Annotated in this window: 7 protein-coding genes; 3 read left to right on the forward strand and 4 right to left on the reverse strand. The window is 59.9% G+C overall.

What is annotated here, in order from left to right; translation table 11 throughout:
• Window positions 1-203: 203 nt before the first annotated feature.
• Window positions 204-1,670, forward strand: coding sequence for a hypothetical protein (locus P7F28_RS30560; protein WP_277188878.1), 1,467 nt, complete (start codon window positions 204-206; stop codon window positions 1,668-1,670).
• A 9-nt stretch (window positions 1,671-1,679) separates the two neighbouring features.
• Window positions 1,680-2,885, forward strand: coding sequence for a glycosyltransferase (locus P7F28_RS30565; RefSeq protein ID WP_277188879.1), 1,206 nt, complete (start codon window positions 1,680-1,682; stop codon window positions 2,883-2,885).
• A 16-nt stretch (window positions 2,886-2,901) separates the two neighbouring features.
• On the opposite strand, the gene P7F28_RS30570 is transcribed toward P7F28_RS30565, so the two are convergent.
• The 3 genes from P7F28_RS30570 to P7F28_RS30580 form a co-directional block, all read right to left on the reverse strand.
• Window positions 2,902-3,360 carry a hypothetical protein gene (locus tag P7F28_RS30570; RefSeq protein WP_277188880.1) on the reverse strand — a complete coding sequence of 153 codons (459 nt, stop codon included), beginning with the start codon at window positions 3,358-3,360 and terminating at the stop codon, window positions 2,902-2,904.
• Window positions 3,361-3,477: 117 nt separating this feature from the next.
• Complete coding sequence (locus P7F28_RS30575; protein WP_277188881.1) at window positions 3,478-5,217, reverse strand: GMC oxidoreductase; 1,740 nt, start codon at window positions 5,215-5,217, stop codon at window positions 3,478-3,480.
• A 475-nt stretch (window positions 5,218-5,692) separates the two neighbouring features.
• Entirely contained in the window at window positions 5,693-6,355 is a 663-nt protein-coding gene (locus P7F28_RS30580; RefSeq protein WP_277188882.1) for a DapH/DapD/GlmU-related protein, read from the reverse strand.
• A gap of 288 nt (window positions 6,356-6,643) precedes the next feature.
• Between P7F28_RS30580 and P7F28_RS30585 the strand changes: the two genes are divergently transcribed.
• Complete coding sequence (locus P7F28_RS30585; protein WP_277188883.1) at window positions 6,644-7,318, forward strand: hypothetical protein; 675 nt, start codon at window positions 6,644-6,646, stop codon at window positions 7,316-7,318.
• Window positions 7,319-8,117: 799 nt separating this feature from the next.
• Here the strand turns inward: P7F28_RS30585 and P7F28_RS30590 are convergent.
• Window positions 8,118-8,758: acyltransferase family protein (locus P7F28_RS30590; RefSeq protein ID WP_368860385.1), on the reverse strand; the 641-nt coding region annotated here is incomplete at its 5' end.

Genomic DNA, 8,758 nt, shown 5'->3' on the forward strand with positions numbered 1-8,758 from the left:
GATAAACGCCGCCGCGAAGGCACGCTCAAAAAGCCGCTGATATATTCGACCCACAAATACGGGGCTCCCAAGGCAACCGCACGCAGCGTCATCCGTCAGAAAAAGACCAACGACGCGCGGTCACCATCGCCTGGGATGCAGCGGCTATTTAATTAGAGCCGCGATGAAAAATCGACTGAGCTTTGCGATCTAAAGAGAACGCCATGCGCAATAAGTTCGCCGCTATCTGGATCTGGCTATTCATTCTTCCGCTCGCGTTCGACTTCAAGGGCGCGGAAACGGCCAGCAAGGCCATCCAGATTCTCCTTACCGTGCCTTCGATGGGCGCAGCCGTCGCGCTGCTGCTGATCGGACCGCGTTTCGCGCAGCGCTCGCGTCTGCGTACCGCCATTACGTCGCTGTTTCTTCTGACGATGCTCGGCAGCGTCGCCACGCAAGTGTTGCAGGGCAACGACTCCGGCAACTACATGCGCGTGATCCTGCCGTTCCTGCTGATGCTGCTCGGCTATTTCGTCGCGTGCCGTCCGTGGGACTCGCAGCGCCTCGAACAGATCGAAAAGGCCATGTACTGGTCGATGATCGCCTCGCTCATTTTCAGTTTCGGCTACGGTATGGCGACTTCCGGCGGCGGACTGGCCGACGTGCGCTTCCGGATCGTGTCGGTCACGTTCCTGTGTTTGCAGGGCTTGCTGCTGCACGAATTCGTCGTCGCCAAGCGCATTACGAAATTCACGGTGCTGCTGTTTCTTGCGACCATCGTGATCGAACTGCTGTCGGTGACGCGTAGTCTGCTGGTCGGCACGGTGCTGCTGTTTGCATACGCAACCTGGCTCGCTTCGCCGTCGATCAAACATTTGTTCACCTCGGGGCTACGCGCCGTCGCCGTCGCCGCGCTGCTCGGCGCCATGGTCGTCGGTGCGGCCGCGTTCTTTCCCGGCGTGCTGGATCACTGGGCGCAGCGCATGGAGTTCGCCAAGAACACCGAAGCGGGCCGCGATCCGACCACCATCACGCGTCTCGCGGAAATGAAGGATCAGTACGATCAGACCATGTCGACGCCGCTGTCCATCGCAGTCGGACAGGGTTACGGACACGACTATCGCTACTCGCCGTACTACTTGCCCGATCTCGCCGGTCAGTTCTCCAAGAAGGACTTCTACGCGATCAAGGAATGGGCCGCGGGTCACAACTTCTGGGTCTATCAGTTCTTCGCGGGCGGTCTGATGTTCGGCCTCGCCCTGCCGCTGGCGATTCTCTGGGCGCTGTGGCGCGGTTCGATGGCCTATCGCGCGTGGCGGCAAGCTGCGCCGGACGTGCTGTATCTGCCGGTGCTGGGACGTGCGCTGCTGGTGGTGGCATCGCTGCCGGCGACGTCGGTGGGCGGCAATCCGCTGGGTAATCGCTTCTCGGGCATCGTGTTCGGCGTCGCGCTGGGTCTGCTGGTCGCCGCGTTTGCGCGGATCGCGCATGCCATGCGTACGCGTGCCGCCGAAGCGGGTGTGTCGCGCCGTTCGTTCCGCCGGCCTTACTACGGCGTGAATCCGGATTTCCGTCCGCACGACGAACCGATGCCCGAAGTCCTGCCCGCACACGCCGCGCATGCGCCTGGTTTGTCGCATGACCATCGTGAGCAGCCGCCCGGTGCGAGTTCGCTTGCGCCGACGGCGTGAGTTGACGCCATGAAGATCCTGCATCTGCTTCCCTCCGTCGATCCGCGTGCGGGCGGCGCGACCGAAAGCGTCCTGCAAAGCGGCCTCAATATGCAGGCGATGGGGCATGAAATCGAAGTCGTATCGCTCGATGCGCCGGACGCGCCGTATATCGCTACGTTCGCTCTTCCCTTGCACGCACTCGGACCATCGCGCGGGTTTTACGGTCATTGCCCGGCGCTCGTGCCGTGGTTGCAGCAACATGCCTCACGTTTCGATGCCGTGATCGTCAATGGTCTCTGGCAATACCAGAGCTACGGCGCGTGGAAAGCGCTGCGTGGCGGCGGCGTGCCTTATTACGTCTTCCCGCACGGCATGCTCGATCCGTGGTTCAAGCGCACTTATCCGCTCAAGCATCTGAAGAAGTGGCTGTATTGGCCGTGGGCCGAATATCGCGTCCTGCGCGATGCGCGCCGCGTGCTCTTCACCACGCAAGAGGAACGGCTGCTGGCGCGCGAATCGTTCTGGCTGTATCGCGCGAAAGAGGAAGTGGTGGCGTTCGGTACGCGTCAGCCTCCGGAAGATTCGGCGGCCTTGCGCGAAGCGTTTTTATCGAAGTATCCGCAACTTACGGCCAAGCGCGCGATTCTGTTTCTCGGCCGCATTCACGAGAAGAAAGGCTGCGATCTGTTGCTCAAAGCCTTTGCCGCCGTGCGCGATCTCGATGCCAACGCGCATCTCGTCATGGCCGGTCCCGACGACAGCGAATACGCCACGCAATTGCGCGCGATGACCAAAGAGTTGGGTATCGAAGACCGGACGACGTGGACGGGCATGCTCACCGGCGACCTCAAGTGGGGCGCATTCCGCACCAGCGATGTATTCGCGCTGCCCTCGCATCAGGAGAACTTCGGGATTGCGGTGGCGGAAGCGTTGGGATCGTGTCTGCCGGTGCTGATCTCCGACAAGGTGAATATCTGGCGCGAAGTGAAGGAAGACGGCGCGGGGATCGTTGCGGCGGATACGCTGGAAGGCACGATCGAAGCGCTGACGTCCTGGCTGAAGATGGACCCGAACGCCACGAACGCGATGCGCGAACAAGCGCTCGCCACCTTCACCAACCGCTTTCACGTCGATGCCATGTCGCGCGATCTGCTGCGCGTGCTGCGCGAAACCGGCGGCACGCACGACGCACGCTTTCCGCGCGGCGCGATGCCGGCATCGGCAAAACGATAAGCGCCGGGCGTTTGGCTTATTGCTGCGGCAGATGCGAACGCAGGTAGTCCGCGTAGCCGTTCTGCACCCTCAGAATCTTTTCCGCGCAATTGTCGTAGTCGGAGCCGCGTGCGCGCTCCGGCCCGTACATGTCGCGGCACTGCGCATACAGCGCGATGGTCGTGCCGCTCGCATTCGTCGTGCGCGTGGCTGAAAACACGGGCTTGCCGGAGTCGTAAGGCACGTCGGTCTGGATCACGGCGTCGTCGGCGCGCGTGAGCTTTTCTTTCGAACTCTGCTCGACATACGGCTTAGTCAACTTCCAGATGGCATCGCACTGCGCGGCATCGGCACAGGCGATGGTCGCGCTGCGCTGCGCCATTTCCAGCGATTGCTCCGAATGCGTGAAGGCGGTTTCCTTCTGCTTTTCCTTGTCGACGGACGAGCACGCGGCGAGCATGGACAGCACGAGTGCGGAGGCGATGAGCGTTTTCACGGGTGAATACCAGAAGCGGAGGTCGGACGGCGATTATATCGATGCGGGCCGTGCCGACACAGAAAAGCGCCGCCGGTCTTTCGATCCGGCGGCGCTTTTTTCTGCTTCTGTGCTGCCCTACTTCTTCCCCATCTGCAAGGCCAGATCCCCCGGCATATGCATCGCGGATGCGGCCATCGGCAGGCTTTCCGATGTATCGCTCTTGAGCGGCAGACCGGACGATGCCACCAGCGTCGTCGTCGCATCATCGCCCTTGATTACGCGGCCGAGATGCGATGCGAGACGCAGCGTAAGCGCGGCGATCGTGATGGTCGGGAAGTTCGCGCCGACGGTCGGAAACACCGAGCTGCCCGCCACGTACAGATTGCCCATGCCATGCACTTTCAGGTTGCGATCGACCACGCCCTGCTTGTCGGAATCGTGCATGCGCGTGGTGCCCATGTGATGCCACGTGCCTTCCAGTTGCGCGGGCCACGGCTTGCCTTCGAGCGGCTCGTCGAGCTCCACGTCGGCCACGCCGCCGCGCTTCAGTTCATCGGCGATGTGCGCGACGGTGCGATCGAAGGTGCGCTTGACCAGTTCGGTCACCTGCCAGTCCACGATCACGCGATTCAGGCCCAGCGCATCCTTCTTCGCCGACAACGTCACACGGCTGTCGCGATTCGGCTCCGCTTCCACGATGGTCTGAATCTTCACTTCCGTAATCAGCGGACGCGGCTGCAACAAGCGGGCAAGACCGAAGCACGCCGTATCAACCGGATGCGCGAGCATGGTGAAGACATCGCCTGTCATGGAATAGCCCGGCTGATCCTTGCCGAGCACGGCCTGCTTGGCGCGAATCAGCGCTTCGGCGCCTTCGGTGTTTTCACCGCGGAACACGGAATAGAACCACGAACGCGCGTTCAGCAGCTTCTCTTTTTCCAGCACCGATTGCGTCAGCGCGAACTGCGACGAGATGAACGTGCCGTGCGCCGAGACCGCCTTGTTCTGATAGTGATACTTGATATCGTAAAGCTTGTTGCGCGCCCATTCCTTCTTGAAGTTCACCTTCGCCGACATGATGCGCGGATGGTCCATGAAGTAGCGGCCGACCAGATCGTTGCCGTTACCCAGACCCGCCTTCTGCACCTTGTTCGACGACAGCAACAACCGCGCATTCTCGATACCACCGGTCGCCAGCACGAACTGCTTCGCGCGGATCGCGAAACGGCGGCCGGTGAGCGTGGCGATATCCACCTTCGTCACGTTGCGTGCATCGGCGTCGGTATCGATGTTCAACGCGTTGGCGTAGAGGAACACGCGCACGCTCTTCGCGCCGAGCAGTTGATCGCGATACACCTTGCCGAATCGCACCGGCGGGCTGAATTGCGAGATCGTGTCGCGCACGCGGCCGCTGGTGAACGGATGCCGGCGCACGTCCGGGCGATGAATCGCCGCTTCCCAATACGCCGGATCGAAATTGTTCTCGCCCAGTTGCAGCAGTTGATGCGTGCGTGCATAGAACGGGCGCAGTTCGTCGAGGCCGAAGGGCCAGCCGCTGTCGGCTACCCAATCGCGCTTCTCGAAGTCCCACGGATCCAGCGGACGGCACCAGCCGCCCCAGCAATTGCTGCTGCCGCCGAGAAAACGGCTGCGGCAGCCATCGGCGAATTCGTACGGCACGCCGACGTTTTCACCGCGATACAAGTCGCGCGTTTCCGGATCGGCTTTGTACCCGCCGCTTTCGAGCAGAATCGCGTCGATCCCTTGCTTCTCCATCTCGAGCGCCATGGTGATGCCCGCCACGCCGGCCCCGATGATGCAAACCGTGGTCTCGATGACTTTGCCTTCTTCCACGCTTCGGCTGTCAATGAACATGCCCCGTACTCCCTCTTATGCCGTGCCTGAGCGGTGTCGTCGTTCACGCTTCACCGCGCTTTAGACCCCATGATCCAAATGTCGCATCCGTCGTTCAAGTCGCGCCTGAAGCGCCGATGTCCTCGATGGCGCTTCACGCTGCAACGGCTGCGATCGGTCCCGACGGTGCTCTGCCTTTTCGCCTCCTACGATCCTCGTATGAATCTCGCATGAAGCAGAGCGCCGGTTCAGCTTCACCGCCTCCTTAGCGGCATCACTCGTTTCTTTCGGTCCACGAAAACCCCGCGTCTTCCGGCTCGTTTTCTGCAACGACTGCTGCAATGTCTGAGCGAGCTTGAAGCATCACGCGAGGCGCGTCGTCTGTATGCGTCATGGCGAACGTTGCGCGATGCATCAAGCATTCGAACAACACTCGCAATGACGGATGTCACACGCTGGACGCAGAAGCTTTTGTCCATCGCGCGACCGAAAATCTTCAGGCCGGAAAGCGTTTTCTGATGAAGCGCACCGGATTGCCGCCATACACGCCTTCCGCCTCCAGCGAACGATGCACCACCGACATCGGCGTCACGACCGCCGAGCGTCCGATGGTCACGCCCATCTGCACCACGCATTTGGATGTGATCCAGACGCCGTCTTCGATCACGATCGGTGCCACCTGCAAATCCATGTTGCCGGCGACATCGTGCGAGCCCGTGGTGAGAAACGCACCCTGCGAGATACACACGTTATTGCCGATACGAATATTGGTCTGGTTATAAATCCAGGCATCGACACCGAACCAGCAGTTATCGCCCACTTCGAGATTCCACGGCGCTTTGACGCGAATCGGATGCGGCATTCTGCAGTTCTTGCCGATACGCGCGCCGAACGCCTTCAACAGCGCGACGCGCACGGACGAAACCGGGATCAGCTTGTTATTGATAATGCAGGCTTCCAGAAAAAACCAGATCAGTTCGGTGACGAAGCCACGCTTCGCGACGAAGTTTCCCGGCCCTGCGAGCGACAGATCGATGACCTTGCCTTGCGTGCTGTGCGTGCTGTGCGTGCCGTGCGCGTTCGGTCCGCGTGACGCGGATGCATCGTCACGGCCGTTGTCGGCTGCTGCGACGCCACGCCCTTCGATGATCCTGTCCATATGGTCCCCGCCTGGATCGTGTTGCTTCGCCTTACCGGATGATCTAGTCAAGCGCGCGTGCTTTCATACGATTGAACGTGCGTTCCGGAAGACTTGCTGTTGGCCTTAGGTTTTTCGGCATCCGTGTCGGATACTCGTCTTTACTGTCATGCGCATGATGCGTCGGCATCGAGGCTTTGTCGTCCACCCTTTCGCGGGGAAAACGCGTGTAGCGCCTGGTTGCCGGTGTCCATACGGTAAGCCGATTATGTTCGAACGGCATCAACACACACGTGCGCTACTGAACGAATGGCCGCTTCGGCAAGAGTTTTGGCGGTAGTCGGCGGTGGCGGGCCATATGCTGTTTTCATGCGCGAGTGGCGTGTCGTCAGGAGGCTGACAGCCTTCACCGAAACGATGCGATGGAGTGTCCGCGAGAGCGGTTTGGTGCACATTTGCATCATTTTCGTTCGCGTAATCTATGCCTTCGGCGTTCTCGGAATTCGTTTGGAGATACTGATGAAATATTCTTTATGCGCTGCTGTTTTTTCGGTGCTTTTTGCGGCTTTTGTGCCTGTTTCTTATGCCGGAAATTTTGCTGATGCGGCGATGAGTAATGGGCAGGCTGGGGGCGGTGCGCCCGGTGAGATGGAATTGCTCGGCAGTCCGCGGACTTATTCGGACCCTTATGGGGCGCCGACCAATGGGCGCGGCGGGCAGCGTGGGCCCATTACCAATGGGCAGACAGGTGCCGGTGTGACGCCTACCGATAAGTTGCTTGCTCAGCAGAATGGTTACGTTGGCAATCCTGGCGCCGGGGCTCAACTCAAGCGTACGGCTCGGGGTGATGCTGCTGGTGCTAAAGCTTTGTTGATGCCGCAAGCTGCGGCTGCTGCGGTTTATCCTACGCCTAATGGGTTGAAGCCTCCTGGCGGCAATGCTAATGCTGCTCGTGGGCGGGATATTTATAAGTCGCCCTATTGAGTTTTATTTGCTGCTGCCTTTTGTCTTGCGTATTTGTTCAGTAGCCGCCTCCCCGGCGGGGGGATCACTTTCTTTGCTGCTGCAAAGAAAGTAATCAAAGAAAGCAGCTTTTTCAACCGGACACTGCCTCTTGAAGCGGCAAGTGGATTAATAGGCTCTGTAGGTAACAATAGCCCGCCACCTCGGAGGCCTGCCCGGCCTGTCAAGCGCTCGGTACGCACCATTCAAGAACCTCTTTTCTCTTAGCAGAGCGGTCCGCGCTCACAAGCGCGGCGTAGTTGGCGCTCACGCGCCATCGCCGTAGGGGTCTATAAGGGAAACACAGAGAATGCGTAGCATCACGAACAAGCAAGCGTCACCGCTCAAACGCTATTCGGCCCTACCGTTACTTTGAGGCTTGAGGGAATTGAAGCGCTAAACGCCGTTGGGCCGAATAGCGTTATCGCGATGTGACTTGCTTTGGCGTTGTCTGCGTGCTCTGCCGGGTTCCTTTGAACAACGCCCGGCGGCGCGCAAGGCGCGCACGCCGGAAGCATGAGCGCGGGCCGCTCTGCTAAAGAAACAGAGGTGCTTAAAGAGCCCGTACCTATTCGCTCACAGGCCGGGCAGGCCTCCGTGGCGGCACGCTATTGTTACCTAGCGAGAACATTAATCCACTTGCCGTTTCAACATGCACTGTCTGGTTGAAAAAGCTGCTTTCTTTGGTGACTTTCTTTGCAGCAGCAAAGAAAGTTACCCCCCCGCCGGGGAGGCGGCTACTGAACATAAACGCAAGACAGCCGCAGCAGCAAAAAAAGCATCAAACCTGCGGCGTAACCCCAGTCGAAACATCCTCAACAACCCGCTTCCGCTTAGCCGGAAACAGCGCATCGCGAATCTTGAGAAACGGAAATTCGACCGCCCGCGTAGTCACATACCCCACCACGATAGCAATAGCGAACTGCGCCGCCATAATGGCAAACCAGGCAGGAATCGCAGGCAAGTGCATAGCAGCGGCCTTGCGGATCAGCATATCGCCAGGAGCAAGTGCGAGCGAGTGCCACAGATAGATCCCATACGAATACACGCCGATCCACCCAATCCCCCGATACACCATCGCCTTCCGCGTATTCTTCGAATACTCGAGCGTCAGCACGATCAACGCGCAGAACCCGATCGCCTGAATCGTGTAGCCAATGCTCTGATCCAGCGCCACATTCCGCGTACCGAACACGAGCCACGCGACCACGCCAACAACCATCGCAATGAGCAAGCCACGACGCTCGGCAATCGCGCGATACGCCTGCGGCTTCATCCAGTACAAGCCAGCGAGCATCACACCGAACAGCAAGCTATCGATCCGGTATTGCGTATAAAAGAACGTCCCGTCGATATCCCCGTGATACACGGCAATACTCCGCGCCAGCAACACCGCCACGCACAGCGAGCCAAGTACCGCAA

Source organism: Caballeronia sp. BR00000012568055 (genome assembly GCF_029439455.1).
GTDB lineage: Bacteria > Pseudomonadota > Gammaproteobacteria > Burkholderiales > Burkholderiaceae > Caballeronia.